The 16,785-nt window shown below is 63.8% G+C and carries 17 protein-coding genes; 8 read left to right on the top strand and 9 right to left on the bottom strand.

Going from position 1 to position 16,785, the window contains the following annotated elements:
- Nucleotides 1-5 precede the first annotated feature (5 nt).
- Nucleotides 6-1,199, bottom strand: coding sequence for a cell division protein ZapE (zapE, locus tag AB4136_RS01665; protein ID WP_024923172.1), 1,194 nt, complete (start codon nucleotides 1,197-1,199; stop codon nucleotides 6-8).
- 40 nt (nucleotides 1,200-1,239) lie between these two features.
- Nucleotides 1,240-1,779, bottom strand: coding sequence for an AprI/Inh family metalloprotease inhibitor (locus tag AB4136_RS01660; protein ID WP_024923171.1), 540 nt, complete (start codon nucleotides 1,777-1,779; stop codon nucleotides 1,240-1,242).
- A gap of 280 nt (nucleotides 1,780-2,059) precedes the next feature.
- Here AB4136_RS01660 and dapF point away from each other — a divergent pair, with 280 nt between their 5' ends.
- The 5 genes from dapF to AB4136_RS01635 all read left to right on the top strand — a co-directional run bounded on the left by dapF (nucleotide 2,060) and on the right by AB4136_RS01635 (nucleotide 7,147).
- Nucleotides 2,060-2,941: a diaminopimelate epimerase gene (gene dapF, locus AB4136_RS01655; RefSeq protein WP_137900355.1), complete on the top strand. Its 882-nt coding sequence runs from the start codon at nucleotides 2,060-2,062 to the stop codon at nucleotides 2,939-2,941.
- Nucleotides 2,941-4,242 (top strand): tRNA (N(6)-L-threonylcarbamoyladenosine(37)-C(2))-methylthiotransferase MtaB, encoded by a 1,302-nt coding sequence (mtaB, locus tag AB4136_RS01650; protein WP_024923169.1) that lies wholly within the window; start codon nucleotides 2,941-2,943, stop codon nucleotides 4,240-4,242. Before dapF ends, mtaB begins: the two co-directional genes overlap by 1 nt.
- A gap of 13 nt (nucleotides 4,243-4,255) precedes the next feature.
- Entirely contained in the window at nucleotides 4,256-6,136 is a 1,881-nt protein-coding gene (ftsY, locus tag AB4136_RS01645) for a signal recognition particle-docking protein FtsY (protein ID WP_024923168.1), read from the top strand.
- Nucleotides 6,137-6,166: 30 nt separating this feature from the next.
- Complete coding sequence (locus tag AB4136_RS01640; protein WP_137900356.1) at nucleotides 6,167-6,820, top strand: septation protein A; 654 nt, start codon at nucleotides 6,167-6,169, stop codon at nucleotides 6,818-6,820.
- A gap of 162 nt (nucleotides 6,821-6,982) precedes the next feature.
- Nucleotides 6,983-7,147: a hypothetical protein gene (locus AB4136_RS01635; protein WP_162835307.1), complete on the top strand. Its 165-nt coding sequence runs from the start codon at nucleotides 6,983-6,985 to the stop codon at nucleotides 7,145-7,147.
- Nucleotides 7,148-7,244: 97 nt separating this feature from the next.
- Here AB4136_RS01635 and AB4136_RS01630 read toward each other — a convergent pair whose 3' ends face one another.
- The 5 genes from AB4136_RS01630 to ccmA all read right to left on the bottom strand — a co-directional run bounded on the left by AB4136_RS01630 (nucleotide 7,245) and on the right by ccmA (nucleotide 10,534).
- Complete coding sequence (locus AB4136_RS01630) at nucleotides 7,245-8,135, bottom strand: bile acid:sodium symporter family protein (RefSeq protein WP_137900357.1); 891 nt, start codon at nucleotides 8,133-8,135, stop codon at nucleotides 7,245-7,247.
- A 246-nt stretch (nucleotides 8,136-8,381) separates the two neighbouring features.
- Complete coding sequence (locus AB4136_RS01625; RefSeq protein ID WP_137900400.1) at nucleotides 8,382-8,915, bottom strand: DsbE family thiol:disulfide interchange protein; 534 nt, start codon at nucleotides 8,913-8,915, stop codon at nucleotides 8,382-8,384.
- Nucleotides 8,916-8,973: 58 nt separating this feature from the next.
- Entirely contained in the window at nucleotides 8,974-9,141 is a 168-nt protein-coding gene (gene ccmD, locus AB4136_RS01620) for a heme exporter protein CcmD (RefSeq protein ID WP_024923164.1), read from the bottom strand.
- Between the two features lie 119 nt (nucleotides 9,142-9,260).
- The gene (ccmB, locus tag AB4136_RS01615; RefSeq protein ID WP_137900358.1) at nucleotides 9,261-9,926 is read right to left on the bottom strand and encodes a heme exporter protein CcmB; all 666 of its coding nucleotides are present in this window, start codon (nucleotides 9,924-9,926) and stop codon (nucleotides 9,261-9,263) included.
- Nucleotides 9,926-10,534: a heme ABC exporter ATP-binding protein CcmA gene (gene ccmA / locus AB4136_RS01610; RefSeq protein ID WP_137900401.1), complete on the bottom strand. Its 609-nt coding sequence runs from the start codon at nucleotides 10,532-10,534 to the stop codon at nucleotides 9,926-9,928. The genes ccmB and ccmA overlap by 1 nt, the downstream gene beginning before the upstream one ends.
- Nucleotides 10,535-10,822: 288 nt before the next feature.
- On the opposite strand from ccmA, the gene acnA reads away from it, so the two are divergent.
- The 3 genes from acnA to AB4136_RS01595 all read left to right on the top strand — a co-directional run bounded on the left by acnA (nucleotide 10,823) and on the right by AB4136_RS01595 (nucleotide 15,288).
- Nucleotides 10,823-13,513 (top strand): aconitate hydratase AcnA, encoded by a 2,691-nt coding sequence (acnA, locus tag AB4136_RS01605; RefSeq protein ID WP_137900359.1) that lies wholly within the window; start codon nucleotides 10,823-10,825, stop codon nucleotides 13,511-13,513.
- A 184-nt stretch (nucleotides 13,514-13,697) separates the two neighbouring features.
- The gene (locus tag AB4136_RS01600) at nucleotides 13,698-14,465 is read left to right on the top strand and encodes a DUF1223 domain-containing protein (RefSeq protein WP_024923160.1); all 768 of its coding nucleotides are present in this window, start codon (nucleotides 13,698-13,700) and stop codon (nucleotides 14,463-14,465) included.
- A 436-nt stretch (nucleotides 14,466-14,901) separates the two neighbouring features.
- Nucleotides 14,902-15,288: a DUF2794 domain-containing protein gene (locus AB4136_RS01595; RefSeq protein WP_024923159.1), complete on the top strand. Its 387-nt coding sequence runs from the start codon at nucleotides 14,902-14,904 to the stop codon at nucleotides 15,286-15,288.
- A gap of 34 nt (nucleotides 15,289-15,322) precedes the next feature.
- Here AB4136_RS01595 and AB4136_RS01590 read toward each other — a convergent pair whose 3' ends face one another.
- Together AB4136_RS01590 and AB4136_RS01585 are read right to left on the bottom strand one after the other, a co-directional pair.
- Nucleotides 15,323-15,892, bottom strand: a complete 570-nt coding sequence (locus AB4136_RS01590; RefSeq protein WP_024923158.1) for a GNAT family N-acetyltransferase — start codon at nucleotides 15,890-15,892, stop codon at nucleotides 15,323-15,325.
- A gap of 108 nt (nucleotides 15,893-16,000) precedes the next feature.
- Nucleotides 16,001-16,780 carry a Bax inhibitor-1/YccA family protein gene (locus AB4136_RS01585; protein ID WP_024923157.1) on the bottom strand — a complete coding sequence of 260 codons (780 nt, stop codon included), beginning with the start codon at nucleotides 16,778-16,780 and terminating at the stop codon, nucleotides 16,001-16,003.
- Between the last annotated feature and the right edge of the window lie 5 nt (nucleotides 16,781-16,785).

The raw sequence follows: 16,785 nt of genomic DNA, 5'->3' as shown, positions 1-16,785 counted from the left end.
GCGCGCTAGGAGAGAGCGGACGGTGCGGGCTGCAAGGCGTGCCGGTCCTTCCAGTCGTCCAGCCAATCCTTGCTCTGCATCTCGATCAGCCGCGAGGCGGTGCGGTCGAATTCGAAGGCTTCGGTGACGCCGGCACGACCGGCATAAAGCTTTTCCGGCGAGGCCTCCGCGCTCATCACCACGCGCTTTTTCGTATCGTAAAGCGTGTCCACCAGGAGGATGAAACGCTTGGTCGGGTTGCGGCGGGTCTGGTCGAGCATCGGCACATGGTCGATGAAGATCGTGTCGAACCGTTGCGCGATCGCCAGATAGTCGCGTGCGCCGAGCGGCGCGTCGCACAGTTCCGCGAAGGTGAAGCGGGCATTGGCGCCCACCGCGCGGGGAACCGCGACGTGCCGGCCCTTGATCGGAATGTCCAGGGGTGCCGCGACATGGCCGTGGGTGACGGCATGCCAGGTATCATCCATCCGACGGTCGGTGTCGGCTTCCAGCGGGGTCATATAGACCGGCATGCGCGAAAGCTTTTCCAGCCGGTAGTCCGTATCGGAATCCAGCGTCACCACATCGGCATGCCGTTCGAGGATCGCGATGAAGGGCAGGAAAAGCTGGCGGTTCAAGCCATCGCGGTAGAGGTCTCGCGGCGCGACATTGGAGGTGGCGATCAGCACGACGCCGTTGGCGAACAGCGCCGAAAACAGCCTGGACAGGATCATGGCGTCGGCGATGTCGGTGACGCTGAACTCGTCAAAGCACAGCACCCACGATTCTTCGGCCAGCGCTTTGGCCACCGGCGGGATCGGGTCGTCTTCCTTGACGGTGCCTTCCTTGCGGGCCTGCCGGTGCTTCTGGATGCGGTCCTGCACGTCCGCCATGAAGTCGTTGAAATGGACGCGCCGCTTGCGCCTGACCGGCAGAAGCTCAAAGAAGATGTCCATCAGCATCGTCTTGCCACGGCCGACGCCGCCGTGGACGTAAAGGCCTTTCACGGCCGTCGGTGCGCGGGGCCGCTTGGCGAACAGCCAGCCCAGCGCACTGGATTTTTGCGCCAGCCGCTTGTCGGCGATCTCGTCGACGAGGCGGTCGAGCCGCCCGACGATGCGCTCCTGCGCCGGGTCGCGCGACACGGCGCCGGTTTCGACCAGATGATCGTAGCGCTGCCTGACGGTCACATGGGTCTGGAGGCCGTCACGCACATGCATGGGGTCTGGTCACCGGATAGGGATTGGAAGAACGCCTATCCTATCTGGAAAGCGAGATCGGCTGGCCATTCGAGGTCTGGCCGTCGAACTTGGTCGGGCTGGAGGAATAGAGCCTGGCCAGCGTGCCGCCGTCCTGATCGAAGAGGGTCAACTGCTTGCCGGCGACGTTCCACGACTTGACGTTGTCGATGGGCGGCGGGCAGCGCAGCGGGCCGGCGCGATAACCCTGGCCGAATTTGGTCTGCGGTGTCGCCACCTTGCAGCTCTGGCCGGCGACCGAGGCGCTCCACACGCCGGCGATGGCCGAGGCGGTGAGGTCAGGCGCGTTGGCCGGAGGCTGGCCGCCGCCTGGCGGCAGCGAAGCGACCTGGGTGCCACCCGGCGCGGTCGGGAACTTGGAGGCGTCCGTCGCAGCCGGAGCGGCCGGAGGCGGCAACTGGCTGGAGGACACGGTGCCCGAAGGCTGCGGCTCGAGCGGTGCGGGCTTTGAATCTTCCGAGCCAAAACGCGTGCTGGTACAGCCGCTGGCAAGGAGCGCGGCAAGGGATACGGCTACGAGACCGGATCTCGAAAGAATCATGGCAACCTCCGCGGCCCGCTACGGGCGCCGTCCAACGAAATGCACGCCCCACCAAAACGGCGAAGACGGCAGAATTTCAACCCGATATGGTTAAAATAGGGTTTGCGCCGGCGTCTGTTGCAATTTTATCGCAGGTGGATGTGGTGGGGCGGCGGTGCGACAGGCGCCTGTCCGGCCTCGCATCTTCGCATCGCCTGACAGCGCCAATCCTTTGCCGCACTGGTAATTTCCGGCTGTTTCCGCCATATAGCGCCAAACAGACACGGAAACGCGGAACGCAATGGCTGGCGCGGCCCCCTTCGCCAAGATGAACGGCATCGGCAACGAGATCATCGTTGCCGATATGCGTGGCCGTGCAGAGCGGGTGAGCGCTGCCGCAGCGCTTGCGCTGAACGCCGATCCGGCGACGCGTTTCGACCAGATCATGGCCATCCACGACGCCAGGACGCCGGGCACCGCCTATTTCGTCGACATTCTGAATTCCGACGGGTCGTCAGCGCAGGCCTGCGGCAACGGCATGCGCTGCGTGGTGCAGGCACTGGCCGCCGAAACCGGCGAGACGGTCTTCACCTTCGAGACGGTCGCCGGCATCCTGAACGCCAAGCAGCATCAGGACGGGTCGATTTCCGTCGACATGGGCATGCCGCGTTTCGGCTGGCAGGAAATCCCGCTGGCGGAAGAATTTCGCGACACCCGCATGATCGAGTTGCAGATCGGCCCGATCGACGCGCCGGTGCTGCATTCGCCTTCTGTGGTCTCGATAGGCAATCCGCATGCCATCTTCTGGGTCGACCGTGACGTCTGGAGCTATGAGCTCGAGCGATTCGGCCCGATGCTGGAAAACCATCCGATGTTTCCGGAGCGCGCCAACATCACCATTGCCCAGGTGACGTCGCCGGACAGCATGATCATCCGCACCTGGGAACGCGGCGCCGGCCTGACCAGGGCTTGCGGTTCGGCCGCCTGCGCGGCTGCGGTCGCTGGCGCGCGCACCAAGCGCACCGGCCGCAGCGTCGAACTGACAGCTCCCGGCGGCAAGCTCACTGTCGAGTGGCGCGACGACGATCACGTCATCCTGACCGGTCCGGCCGAATGGGAATTTTCCGGCAGCTTCGACCCGGCCACCGGCACCTGGGCGCGCGACACCGAGAGCGCCGCCTGATGTCCGCAACGTCTGCCAGTGGGATCGAGGTCGTCACCTTCGGCTGCCGGCTCAACACCTATGAATCCGAGGTGATGCGCCGCGAAGCCGAAAGCGCCGGCCTCGGCGCGCTGAAGGGCGGCGCCATCATCTTCAATACCTGCGCCGTCACCGGCGAGGCAGTACGGCAGGCCAAGCAGTCGATCCGCAAGGCGCGCCGTGAGCACCCGGAAGCCCGTATCATCGTTACCGGCTGCGCCGCCCAGACCAAGCCGCAGGATTTCTCGGCGATGAGCGAGGTCGACCTCGTGCTCGGCAACGAGGAAAAGCTCAAGGCGCATAATTACCGCGCCCTGCCGGATTTCGGCGTCAACGATTTCGAGAAGGCGCGCGTCAACGACATCATGTCGGTGAAGGAAACGGCCTCGCATATGGTCGATGCCATCGAGGGCCGCGCGCGCGCCTTCGTGCAGGTGCAGAACGGCTGCGACCACCGCTGCACCTTCTGCATCATCCCCTACGGTCGCGGCAATTCGCGCTCGGTGCCAATGGGCGCCGTGGTCGAGCAGATCAAGCGCCTGGCCGGCAACGGCTATGCCGAGATCGTGCTTTCCGGCGTCGACATGACCAGCTACGGCGCCGACCTGCCGGGCGCGCCGCGATTGGGCAAGCTGGTGAAAACCATCCTACGTCAGGTGCCGGACGTGAAGCGGCTGAGGTTGTCGTCTATCGATTCGATCGAGGCCGACGAGGACCTTCTGGAAGCCGTCGCCACCGAACACCGGTTGATGCCGCACCTGCATTTGTCGCTGCAGTCGGGCGACGACATGATCCTGAAGCGCATGAAGCGGCGGCATCTGCGCGACCAGTCGATCCGGTTCTGCGAGGATGTGCGCAAACTCAGGCCCGGCATCGTTTTCGGCGCCGACATCATCGCCGGTTTTCCGACCGAGACGGACGAGATGTTCGAAAACTCGCTGAAGATCGTCGAGGAATGCGGCCTCACCCATCTGCACGTCTTCCCGTTCAGCCCGCGCGAAGGCACGCCGGCGGCACGCATGCCGCCAGTGCGGCGCGAGGTGGTGAAGAGCCGAGCGGCCAGGCTGCGGGCGGCCGGCGAGGCTGCCTATACCCGGCATCTGGCCGGGCTTTCCGGGACGACGCAATCCATCCTCATCGAGCGCGAGGGCCTTGGCCGCACCGAAGGGTTCACCCTGGCGGCGATTGCCGCCGGCCAACCCGGCGAGATCATCGAGGCCATGGTCACCGGCCATGACGGCGCCAGGCTGGAAGCCGCGCCACTGACCGCGCGCGCGGCCTGAAACGAGCGAACGCATGGCATTCGGGTTCATCAAGAAAGTCTTTTCCTTCGGCAAGAAGGAAGTGGTGGAGGAGAAGGTCGACGAGACCGCGCCGCTGCCGCCATTGAATTTCGACGCGCTGGAGGCGTTGAAGCCGGCCGCCGAGCAGGAAGTTCCTGATTTCCTGAAGCGCGAAGAGCAGGTTGAGGCCGCGCCAGCCGCCGAGTTGGAGCAGGCGCCCGAGGCTGAAAAGGCGGAACCGGCCGCGCCGGCCGAAGCCAAGGCCCCGGAAGCGGAACAAGCCGAGGTTGTCGCCGAACCGGAAGCGCCCGTCGAGGATCAGGCGGCAGAGCCACATGTCGAGATCGATCGGCCGGTCGTCGTCGAACCTGCGCCCGTCGAGGAAATTGTTGCGGCAAGGCCCGTCGAGCCTGAACCCGAACCGGCGCCTGAAGAAAGCGTCGCCGCGCAAGTGGAGCCTGAACAGGTCGAGGCGATCGCCGAGCCGGAACCGGTAGCTGTCGAGGCCGTGGAACCGGAGCTTAAGGTTGAGCTGAAGGCTGAGCCGGAAGTTGAGGCCGTTGCCGAGGCGGAAACGGCCTCGGCTGAGGCGGAAGAGCAATTTGTCGCGGAGCCTGAACAACCGGCGCCGGAAAAGCAGCCCGAGGCACTGCAGGTCGAGGAAGCGTCCGCGCGGGAAGTCGAACAGCTAGAGCCAACTTTGGCGCCCCCCTCTCCCCGTGAACGGGGAGAGGGTAAGGGTGAGGGGCAGCATCTGCTGCCCGAGGCTGAAGCGCCAATAGAGCCAAGCACTTCGGATGCTGGCACCGCCCCTCATCCCCTGCCGGACCTTCTCCCCGCGAGCGGGGAGAAGGAAGCTGTCGCTTCGCCGGTTGCCCAAACAGAACCGGCGGCGCGTTCCGCCACCGGCAAGGTTACCGTCGCGAAGAAGGTCGAGCAGAAGGCCGAGGCCGAAAAGGCACCCGAACCGGCGCCGAAGCGCTCATGGTTCCAGCGTATGCGCGAAGGGCTCTCACGCTCGTCGCGCGAACTCACCGGCAACATCGCCGGTGTCTTCACCAAGCGGAAGCTGGACGACGAAACGCTGCAGGATTTGGAAGACGTGCTGATCCGCGCCGATCTCGGCGTCGAGACGGCGTTGCGCGTCACCGATTCGCTCGCCGCCAGCCGCTACGGCAAGGATGTGTCCGACACGGAAGTGCGCGCGGTGATGGCGGCCGAGGTGGAAAAGGTGCTCGGGCCGGTGGCGAAGCCGCTGGAACTCGACCTGTCGCACAAGCCGCATGTCATCCTGGTCGTCGGCGTCAATGGCACCGGCAAGACCACCACCATCGGCAAGCTGGCCGCCAAGCTCACCGATGGCGGGCTTTCGGTGATGCTGGCCGCTGGCGATACCTTCCGCGCCGCGGCAATCGAACAGCTGAAGATCTGGGGTGAACGTACCAAATCGCCGGTCATCGCCACCAAGCTCGGTGCCGATGCCGCCGGCCTTGCCTATGATGCGTTCGAGAAGGCCAAGGAGGCCGGCTCCGACGTTCTGATCATCGATACCGCCGGCCGCTTGCAGAACAAGACCGAACTGATGGCGGAACTGGAAAAGATCGTGCGCGTGCTCGGCAAGCTCGATCCGGAAGCGCCGCACACCGTGTTGCAGACGGTGGATGCCACCACCGGCCAGAACGCGCTCAACCAGGTCGAGATCTTCCGCAATGTCGCCGGCGTCAACGGTTTGGTGATGACGAAGCTGGACGGCACGGCGCGCGGCGGTATTTTGGTCGCAATCGCGGCCAAACATAAATTGCCGGTCTATTTCATCGGCGTCGGCGAACAGGTCGACGACCTCGAACCCTTCTCCGCCGGCGATTTCGCCAAGGCGATCGCCGGGGTGGCATAACCACCCCGGCTGCTGCACAATCAGGAAGCCATGAGCAACCCAATTCTCGAACGCGATCCCGCCGACCCGCAAAAGCGCAAGGAAGCCATCAATCCGGTTCTCAAGCTGGTGTTGGAACTTGGGCCTTTGATGGTGTTCTTCTTCGCCAACACACGCGGCGAATGGCTGGCGCAGAAATTCCCCATCCTGACCGATTTCGGCGGCCCCATCTTCATCGCCACCGGCCTGTTCATGATCACGACGGTCATCGCGCTGGTCGTTTCCTGGGCGCTGGTGCGCACATTGCCGATCATGCCGCTGGTTTCCGGCGGCGTGGTGTTGGTCTTCGGCGCCTTGACGCTCTATCTGCAGGACGACGTCTTCATCAAGATGAAGCCGACCATCGTCAACGCGCTGTTCGGCGTCGTGCTTCTGGGCGGGCTCGCCTTCGGCAAATCCCTGCTCGGCTATGTCTTCGATTCCGCCTTCCGCCTCGATGCCGAGGGCTGGCGCAAGCTCACCCTGCGCTGGGGGGTGTTCTTCCTGTTCCTCGCCGTGGTCAACGAAGTGGTCTGGCGCAACTTCTCGACCGACTTCTGGGTGGCCTTCAAGGTGTGGGCGACGCTGCCCATAACGGTCCTGTTCACGGCCGTTCAGATGCCGTTGATCATGCGGCATTCGGTCGAGGAACGGACCGAAAAATAGCCTTTCAACCGATTAATTCGGCATTAACCGGCCATGCGCGAGGCGCAATGCTGCATTGCAACATCTTGTTTTGCAATGCACACCAACTATGTCATGTTGCGTATCGAATAAAGGGAGGACTAACCGCCGCGCCAATGCGGCCTTAAGCGAAGGAATTTCGCCATGATCCTCGACCTCGTTTCCCGTGCCCGCGACAGCATGGCCAAGCGCAAGCGCTACAACCTGCTCGTCAGCGAAATCCAGGGCCTGACCGACCGCGACCTCGCCGACTTCAACGGCAACCGCGCCGAGATGCTCTACAACGTCCGCAAGCAGATCTACGGCTAAGCCGTCCACCGCCAGCCGCGCCAAGGATGAACTCCAGGCGCGTTTGGCAGCGGAAACTATTGGAACCCGAAAGTCAGCCGGCTTTCGGGTTCTTTGCTTATCGGGACGCCTTTTGCGCAACGGGCGCTGCGTGTGTCCGTTTCAGCCAGTAGCCGAAAATCGCCGCGGTGATGAAGGCGATGACCCCGTAGATCGCCGCCGGCACCGCCATCGTTGCATTGTTGAGCAGGAGCGGGCTGAGCGCGATGGCGATCGCCAGCGTGCCATTGTGGATGCCGATCTCCATGCCGATGGCGGTCGCCTGCCGCTGGTCGATGCCCGCGGCGCGCGGCACGCAATAGCCGACCGCCAGGCTGACCAGGTTGAAGGCGAGTGCCGCCATGCCGACAATCGGGGCCCAAATCAGCGCCGTATCCCACTCCTGGACCAGCGCCACCGCGACCACGGCGAACAGGAACAGCATCGACAGGATCTTCACCGGCTGTGCCATGCGGGCGGCGAAAGCCGGGAAACGGCTGCGCAGCCACATGCCGATCAGCACCGGTCCGAGCACGATGACGAACACCTGCACGACCTTCGCGAATTGCAGCGGGATCGCCTGATCGCCGGACATGAAATGGGCGAGCGACCAATTGACGATCAGCGGCAGCGTGAGGATCGACAGGGCCGAGTTGATCGCGGTCAGCGTGATGTTGAGCGCCACGTCGCCGTCGGCGAGATGGCTGTAGAGATTGGCGGAGGTGCCACCGGGGCTGGCCGCCAGGAGCATCATGCCCACCGCCAGAGCCGGTTCCAGCTTGAACACATAAACGAGACCGAGGCAGGCGAGCGGCAGGATCAGCGTCTGGCAGATCAGAGCGACAACCACCGCTTTCGGTTTTTGCAATACGTTGCGGAAATCCTGGATCGTCAGCGACAGGCCGAGGCCCAGCATGATGATGCCGAGCGCCAGCGGCAGAAAGATAATCAGCGCGGAGTTGTCCTGCATCGAAGTCCCCCCTCTTTAGAGCGCCGCGCGTCCTTCTTGGACGCGTCAGGGACGCTCTAGCCCCTGGTGTCGGCGCACGCTGTTTTCCGAAAACCGATCCGATTTTCGGGGTCATGCGCCAGGCCGCGCGCGCCGTTGTGGCGTCCTCCGGGCAGCCTTGGAGGAAAGGTAGTCGAAAACGGGGGTATTTGCCTATCCGACGCGGGCCGGGTGCGGCTTACCAAAGGTCAAGCCAAGTCCAGGCGACTATTCGTCGGCGGCCAGTGCTTTTTCGATTTCTGGCAAAAGCAGCGCCTTCGCGGTTTGCGGTGTCAGCGGGCCGACATATTTGAAGGTGATCTTGCCGCTCTTGTCGATCAGGAAGGTTTCCGGCACGCCGTAGACGCCCCAGTTGATGGCCGCCCGGCCGGCGGGGTCAATGCCAATGGCCTGGAACGGGTTGCCCAGTTCGCCGAAGAAGCGGCGGGCGTTCTCCGGCTTATCCTTGTAGTTGAGCGCCGCCATCGCGTAGCGTTTGTCCTGGGCGAGGCCCATCAGCACCGGGTGCTCTTCACGGCATGGCACGCACCACGAAGCGAAAACGTTGAGCACCGTCACCTTGCCTTCGAACTGATCCGAATCCAGCCCCGGCAGGTTGCTGCCCTCCAGTGGCGGCAGCTTGGTTTCCGGCGCGTCCTGGCCAATCAGGGCGGAAGGGATCGCGGCAACGTCGCGGCCGGAAAGCAGCTGGGACAGGAACAGTCCGGCCAAGGCCAGGAATATGGCCAGCGGCAGAAGCATTATCGGACGGAAACGACGCGCCGGCGCCTGGATTTGGTCGCTCACAGCGGTACCACCCTCATGGTTTGGCCATCTTGTCGGAGCGGCGGCGGACGCCGGCCGCTTCCAGTTCGGCCAATTCGCGCTTGCGCGCCTGCTGGTCGAGCAGGATCCAGCCGATCAGCCCGGCCAGGGCGATGGCGGTGATGCCATAGGCGGCGGCAACATAAAGCGCGTGCGCACTCATGCGTTGCCTCGCGCACAATGGCTGGCAAGCCCGCTTCTATAGTCGTTCGTGACCATGCCTACCCTTAACCTTCGCCCATCGGATGCACAATCTGCCGTCGCGCCGCACCCGCTGGCCGTTCAGTCGCCGCTGTGGCGCAGCGCCAGTGCCGCAGCCAAAGGCCCGACGACTGCCAGAAACAACGTCAGCGCGGCGAGAATGAGGAAAGGCTGAAAAAAAGGTGCCGGATCGTTGACCGCGCCGTAGCTGGCCGAGACGCCGAAGATCAGCACCGGGATGGTCAGCGGCAACACCAGCACCGAAATCAGCAGCCCGCCGCGCGGCAGCGCCACCGCCACCGCCGCGCCGGCCGCGCCGATGAATGTGATGGCCGGCGTGCCGACCAGCAGTGTCAGCGCGGTGGCGCCGATGCCGGCGGGCGACATGTTCATGAACAGGCCGAGCAAGGGGGCTGCCACCACCAGCGGCAACACGCTGACGGTCCAGTGGGCCAGGCATTTGACGAACACGGTGAGCGCCAGCATCTGGCGGTCGTTGTTGAGGACGAGCAGGTCGAGCGCACCGTCCTCGCGCTCGGCCTGGAACAGGCGGTCGAGGCCGAGCAGCGAGGCGAGCAGCGCGCCGATCCACAGGATCGCCGGGCCGATGCGGGCGAGCAGGTTGAGATCCGGCCCGACACCGAAGGGAATGGTGGCGATGACGGCCAGGAAGAAGATGACGCCGGTGAGCGCGCCGCCGCCGGCACGGACGCCAAGTTTCAGGTCGCGCAGATAAAGGGCGAGCATCAAATTTGCGCCCCCATCTCCAGCGTCTTCGCATTTCCAAGTCCGAGCGGCAGGTGCGTCGCCGCGACGACGATGCCGCCTGTCGCGCAATGCGCCCGCATCAGGGCGGCGAAGCGTTCCTCGGAAGCCTTGTCGAGGCCGGCGGTCGGCTCGTCCAGCAGCCAGATCGGACGATGCGAGACCAGAAGCTTGGCGATGGCGGCCCGCCGACGCTGGCCGGTGGAGAGATAGCCGAACGGCAGGTGGCCGATGTCGCCGAGCCCGACCTCATCGAGGGCGCCGGAGACCTCAAATCGGCCCTCGCCAGAGAATTGTCGCCAGAAGACGAGGTTCTCCGTCACCGTCAGCGCCGTCTTCATCGCGTTCTGGTGGCCGAGATAATGGCAGGCGGAAGCGACGGTCGGAAATTCCTCGCCGCCTTCGGCGATTCGCACGCGGCCCTCCGCGGCGGGCAGGAAACCGGCGACAACACGCAGCAGCGTCGACTTGCCCGATCCGTTCGGCCCCGTCACGACCAGGCTCTCGCCGTCCGTCACCGAGAAGCCGATACCTTCGAAAACTGGCTCGCCGCCGCGCTCCCCGCTCAGATTCTCGGCGATCAGCCGCATCATTTTCCCTTCGCCGAAAGTCTGAGCGCTGGCGCATTGCGCCGCAGCAAAAATGCCAATTCCGTCTCTAGAACTATTCCAGGAATTTCTCTATATGCACCCTTACCAACCCCAGCGGTCGGGGAAGGCAAATGAATTTGCGCCGAACCAGCGCACGCGCCGCCTTGAACGGCTCGGGTTGCTTGGGAGCGGACAGCGGAAATGGCCGTACCCGCACCTTTGCGCGTGATAAGCATGCCCATCGGAGTCCGTTCCCTTTCAGGCTGAACAGACAAGGATGGAACGCACGTGTCCAAATCAATCGACAGTTTCAATTGCCGCCGCACCCTGACCGCAGGTGGGGCCGACTATGTCTATTACGACCTGACTGAGGCCGAAAAGAACGGCCTCGCCGGCGTTTCCCGCCTGCCCTATTCGATGAAGGTTCTGCTTGAGAACCTCTTGCGCAACGAAGACGGCCGCTCCGTCACCAAGGAGGCCATCCAGGCCGTAGCCGCCTGGCTGGCCGACAAGGGCACCGCCGGCGTCGAGATCGCCTACCGTCCGGCCCGCGTGCTGATGCAGGATTTCACCGGCGTTCCGGCCGTGGTCGACTTGGCCGCCATGCGTGACGGCCTCGCCTCGCTGGGAGGCGATCCGCAGAAGATCAACCCGCTGGTGCCGGTCGACCTCGTCATCGACCACTCGGTCATCGTCGACGAGTTCGGCACGCCGATGGCTTTCGCTCGCAATGTCGAGCTCGAATATGAGCGCAACGAAGAGCGCTACAAGTTCCTGAAGTGGGGCCAGCAGGCATTCCGCAATTTCCGCGTCGTGCCGCCCGGCACCGGCATCTGCCACCAGGTCAATCTCGAATATCTCGGCCAGGTCGTGTGGACCAATGACGAGGACGGCGAGACGACGGCCTATCCGGACACCTGCGTCGGCACCGATTCGCACACGACCATGATCAACGGCCTGGGCGTTCTGGGCTGGGGCGTCGGCGGCATCGAGGCGGAAGCGGCCATGCTCGGCCAGCCGGTCTCCATGCTTCTGCCGGAAGTCATCGGCTTCAAGCTCACCGGCAAATTGAAGGAAGGCGTCACCGCCACCGACCTGGTGCTGACCGTCACCCAGATGCTGCGCAAGAAGGGCGTGGTCGGCAAGTTCGTCGAGTTCTTCGGCCCCGGCCTGTCCAACATGACGCTGGCCGACCGCGCGACGATCGGCAACATGGCGCCGGAATATGGCGCGACCTGCGGCTTCTTCCCGGTCGATTCGGAAACGCTGCGCTACCTCACCATGTCCGGCCGCGCGGAAAACCGCATCGCGCTGGTCGAAGCCTATTCGAAGGCGCAGGGCATGTGGCGCGACAATGCCTCGGCCGATCCGGTCTTCACCGACACGCTGGAGCTCGATCTTGGCTCCGTCGTGCCGTCCATGGCCGGCCCGAAGCGCCCCGAAGGCCGTGTCGCGCTGGAGGATATCCCGGCCGGCTTCGCCAAGGCGATGGAGACCGAGTACAAGAAGGCCGTCGAGATTTCCAAGCGTTATGCCGTCGAGGGCACGTCGCACGATCTCGGCCATGGCGATGTCGTCATCGCGGCCATCACGTCGTGCACCAACACCTCCAACCCGTCGGTGCTGATCGGCGCGGGCCTGCTCGCCCGCAACGCCAACCGGCTCGGCCTCAAGCAGAAGCCGTGGGTCAAGACCTCGCTGGCGCCCGGCTCGCAGGTTGTGGCCGAGTATCTGGAGAAGTCCGGCCTGCAGAAGGAACTCGACCAGATCGGCTTCAACCTGGTCGGCTTCGGCTGCACCACCTGCATCGGCAATTCCGGCCCGCTGCCGGGTCCGATCTCCAAGACCATCAACGACAAGGGCCTGATCGCGGCCGCCGTGCTTTCCGGCAACCGCAATTTCGAAGGTCGTGTGTCGCCCGACGTGCAGGCGAACTATCTCGCTTCGCCGCCGCTGGTGGTTGCGCACGCGCTGGCCGGCACGGTGACCAAGGATCTTACCAAGGAGCCGCTCGGCGAGGACAAGAACGGCAAGCCGGTCTATCTCAAGGACATCTGGCCGACCTCGGCCGAGATCCAGGAGTTCATCGAGAAGAACGTCACCCGCGAGCTGTTCGCCCGCAAATATGCCGACGTGTTCAAGGGCGACGAGAACTGGCAGAAGGTGCAGGCGCCGAGCGGCCAGACCTACGCCTGGGACGACGATTCGACCTATGTGCAGAACCCGCCCTACTTCGCCGGCATGGGTGCCAAGCCCGGCCAGATCCGCGATATCAAGGGCGCGCGGGTGCTCGGCCTGTTCGGCGACAAGATCACCACCGACCACATCTCGCCGGCGGGTTCGATCAAGGCCGCTTCGCCGGCCGGCAAGTACCTGACCGACCATGGGGTGGGCGTTGCCGACTTCAACCAGTACGGCACGCGCCGTGGCAACCATGAGGTGATGATGCGCGGCACCTTCGCCAACATCCGCATCCGCAACCACATGCTGGGCGAGAACGGCAAGGAAGGTGGCTACACCATCCACTATCCGTCGAAGGAAGAGATGTCGATCTACGACGCCGCTATGGAATATCGCAGGGAAAACGTGCCGCTGGTCATCTTCGCCGGCGTCGAATACGGCAACGGCTCGTCGCGCGACTGGGCGGCCAAGGGCACCAATCTCCTGGGTGTCCGCGCGGTCATCGCTCAGTCGTTCGAGCGCATCCATCGCTCGAACCTGGTCGGCATGGGCGTCATCCCCTTCACCTTCGAGGAAGGCACGTCCTGGGCCTCGCTCAACCTGAAGGGCGACGAACTGGTCGAGATCGACGGTCTGGAAGCGATCAAGCCGCGCCAGAAGATGGTGGCCAAGGTCACCTATGGCGACGGCACGGTGAAGAACGTTCCGATCCTGTGCCGCATCGATACGCTGGATGAGCTGGACTACTTCAAGAACGGCGGCATCCTGCAATATGTGCTGCGCGATCTGGCGGCATAAACGCTGTTGGAGCGATGAATGACGAGCCGCCGGGACGAAAGTTCCGGCGGCTCTTTCTTTTGAGGTATCGACGTTCTGCTGGTGACAAAATTTCACCGCAACGTGACTTCCCGTTGACTGCCGCTTCTGGCAGATGTTCTGGCAACGATGAATAGATGCCGGCCATGCCGGCGGGACCCAGACGATGTCTTCTCGAAAACCACTGCTGCTGGCTGCGGCCGGGCTGGCGGTTTCGATGTTTGCTGGCGCGGCCCTGGCGGCCGATTCGGCGCGTCCACTCGGCGTCATCGAACTGTTTACCAGCCAGGGCAACAAATCCTGCCCGCCGGCCGACCGCTATCTTGCTGAAATCGCTGCGAAAGGCGACGTGATCGCGCTCGCCTATCATGTCGACTACTGGGATTATCTCGGCTGGCAGGATTCCTTTGCGCGCAAGGAGAACACCGAGCGCCAATATGGCTATATGCGCGCCTTCAACGGCCGCTCCGTCTACACGCCGCAGGCCGTCATCAACGGCCGTGCCGACGTCAACGGGGCCAGCCGCGAGGCGATCAGCGGCACGCTCAACCGCCTCAGCAAGGCGGGCAGGGGCATGCAGGTCGACATCAAGGTTTCCAGCACCCCGGACGGCGTCGCCATCGAGGCGGGCGACGCTCCGAGCGATGCAGGCGGGGTTCCCGGCAAGGCGCATGTCGTCATCGTCTATTTCAATCCACCGCAGGTGGTGAATGTCGGCAAGGGCGAGAATGACGGCCGCCGGATGATCTATTGGAATGCGGTGTCCGACGTGCAGACAGCCGGCATGTGGTATGGCAAGTCGCAACGCTATGACCTGCCGGCCAGCGAAATCAGCAAGGCTGCCGGTTCCGCGGTGCTTTTGCAGGCGGTCAGCCGCGACGGCCTGCTCGGCCCGATCATCGGCGCGGCTTTTATCCGCCGGCCGTCGCTTTGATCTCTTAAATCATCCCGGATGAGCCGCCGGCGGGTTGCCGGGGTTGTCGACCGTGCGAGGACAACAAAAAACCGACGTCAGGCTGTGTCCGACGCCGGTGGCTCTTTTCAAAAATTGTCGCTCTTGTTTCGCCTGCAGGCAGAGGTTGGTTCGATCCGACGCTGACCCGTGGGCGGGGGGCTTGGGGTTTACGAGCCGGTGCCGGACCGAACCGTCTCAGGCAACGATCGCAGGTTCGTCGGATATTGGGGCGACAACGCGGATAAAAGACGGCGAGAATGTGGCGGTGAATCACCATTTCCAACACGTCGTTTGCAAACGTGAGTGGACGCGTCCTCGATCAACAGCGTGGGTAGGGATTCGCCTGCACCCTTGCAATTGACGGCCGAAAGCGCGACCCTGTTGCCAGCAAACGATTCCGCCTGAGGATAAAGGCATGATGGAACGCGGTGGCGGGACGGAGGATGGGGACGCATCCGCAATACTGATCCCGCTGCATGAGGCACGACGCGAGCGTCTCGACCTGCCGGTTGCCTTCGAGCGGCGTGAGCTCGATCTTATTCTTCGACTCTATGGGCGAATGGTCGCCGCCAACGAATGGCGCGACTATGCCATCGACCATCTCACCGACCGGGCGGTGTTTTCCGTCTATCGCCGGGCCTCGGAAGTGCCGCTGTTCCAGATCGTCAAGGACCCGAAACTGGCGCGCCGGCAGGGCGCTTTCGCGGTCATCGCCGCCGGCGGGCGTATCCTCAAGCGCGGCCATGAACTGGCCCGCGTTCTCGGCATCTTCGACACCGGGCTGAAGCTGGTAAAGGCTTGAGAAGCCTCGATTTTGAGCGGTCGGGACCGCTGCTTTAGCCTTGCCCGAACTTGCGCTCCGGCCAGGAGGCCGGGTCCGGCGGGATTGAAGCGCCGCCATTCAGTTCCAGCTGCATGAACACGGTGTCCAGCCAGCGGCCGTGCTTGTAGCCCGAGCCGACGAGGCGTCCCGAATGGGTGAAGCCGAGCCTCTCGTGCAGCTTCACCGAAGCGCTGTCGGGACTGCCGTCGCCGATCACCGCGACGATCTGGCGGAAACCCAGCGCCCGCGTCGCTTCGATCAGCTGTTCCATCAACTGCCGCCCGACGCCCTGGCCTTTGGCTTCGGGAGCGACATAGACCGAATCCTCGACGATGAAACGGTAGGCCGGCCGCGCGCGGAAGGCGCCTGCATAGGCATAACCGAGCACGATTCCATCCGAATCAGTGGCGACCAGATAGGGAAAGCCACTGGCCTTCAATGCCGCATACCGGTCTCCCATCTCGTCCCGACCGGGTGGCGAAAGCTCATAGGAGGCCGTGCCGTTGGCGACGGCGTCCGCATAAATCTCTGTGATTCGGTCGAGATCGGCGGGTTCCGCATCGCGTATTGTCAAACTGCTCATTTTTTATGCACCAATCATTGCTGCCTCAGATGAGAGCAAAAACAGGCGCAAAAGAAAAGGGGCGGCCGTTGGGCCGCCCCCTCGATTTCGCTGGTCCAGGGTGTCGCCTTAGCGGCGGTCGCCCATGAACTGCAGCAGGAACATGAACATGTTGATGAAGTCGAGATACAGCGTCAGCGCGCCCATGATCGCCTTGCGACCAGCGACGAGCGTATCGTCGTTCTCGTAATACATCTCCTTGATCTTCTGGGTGTCGTAGGCGGTGAGGCCGGCGAACACCAGCACGCCGATCGCCGAGATGGCGAAGGACAGCGCCGACGACTGCAGGAAGATGTTGATGACCATGGCGATCAGGATGCCGAACACGCCCATGATCAGGAACGAGCCCATCGCGGTCAGGTCACGCTTGGTGGTGTAGCCGTACAGCGACAGCGCGCCGAAGGCGGCTGCGGTGGCGAAGAAGGTCTGCGAGATCGACGCCGACGTGTAGACGAGGAAGATCGACGACAGCGACAGGCCAACCAGGCCGGCATAGACCCAGAAGGTGGTCTGCGCGGCCGAGACGCTCATCGACTGGACGCGGAACGACAGGAAGAACACGGCGGCGAGCGGGGCAAGCATGACCACCCAGCGCAGCGGCGAGGCGAAGATCGCGTAACCGAACGAGGTCAGCATATCGCCATTCGGCAGCGTGGCGACGGCTGCGGCCGGATTGTTGGTGGTGGCCAGCATGACGGTGCCGACCGCGGCAATGCCGGTGATCAGCAGGCCAAGGCCCATCAAATTATAGACCTTGAGCATGTAAGCGCGCAGGCCTTCATCAATGCCGGCGTCGGCACGGGTTCCAGCCGGCACGCTACGCGTTTGATAGTTGCGGAAGTCAGACATGGGAT

The sequence above is a fragment of the Mesorhizobium sp. 2RAF21 genome (genome assembly GCF_052115345.1).
Classification (GTDB): Bacteria; Pseudomonadota; Alphaproteobacteria; order Rhizobiales; family Rhizobiaceae; genus Mesorhizobium; species Mesorhizobium terrae.
The sequence above is the reverse complement of the archived record's forward strand: the minus strand, read 5'-3'. Positions and strand labels throughout refer to the sequence as shown.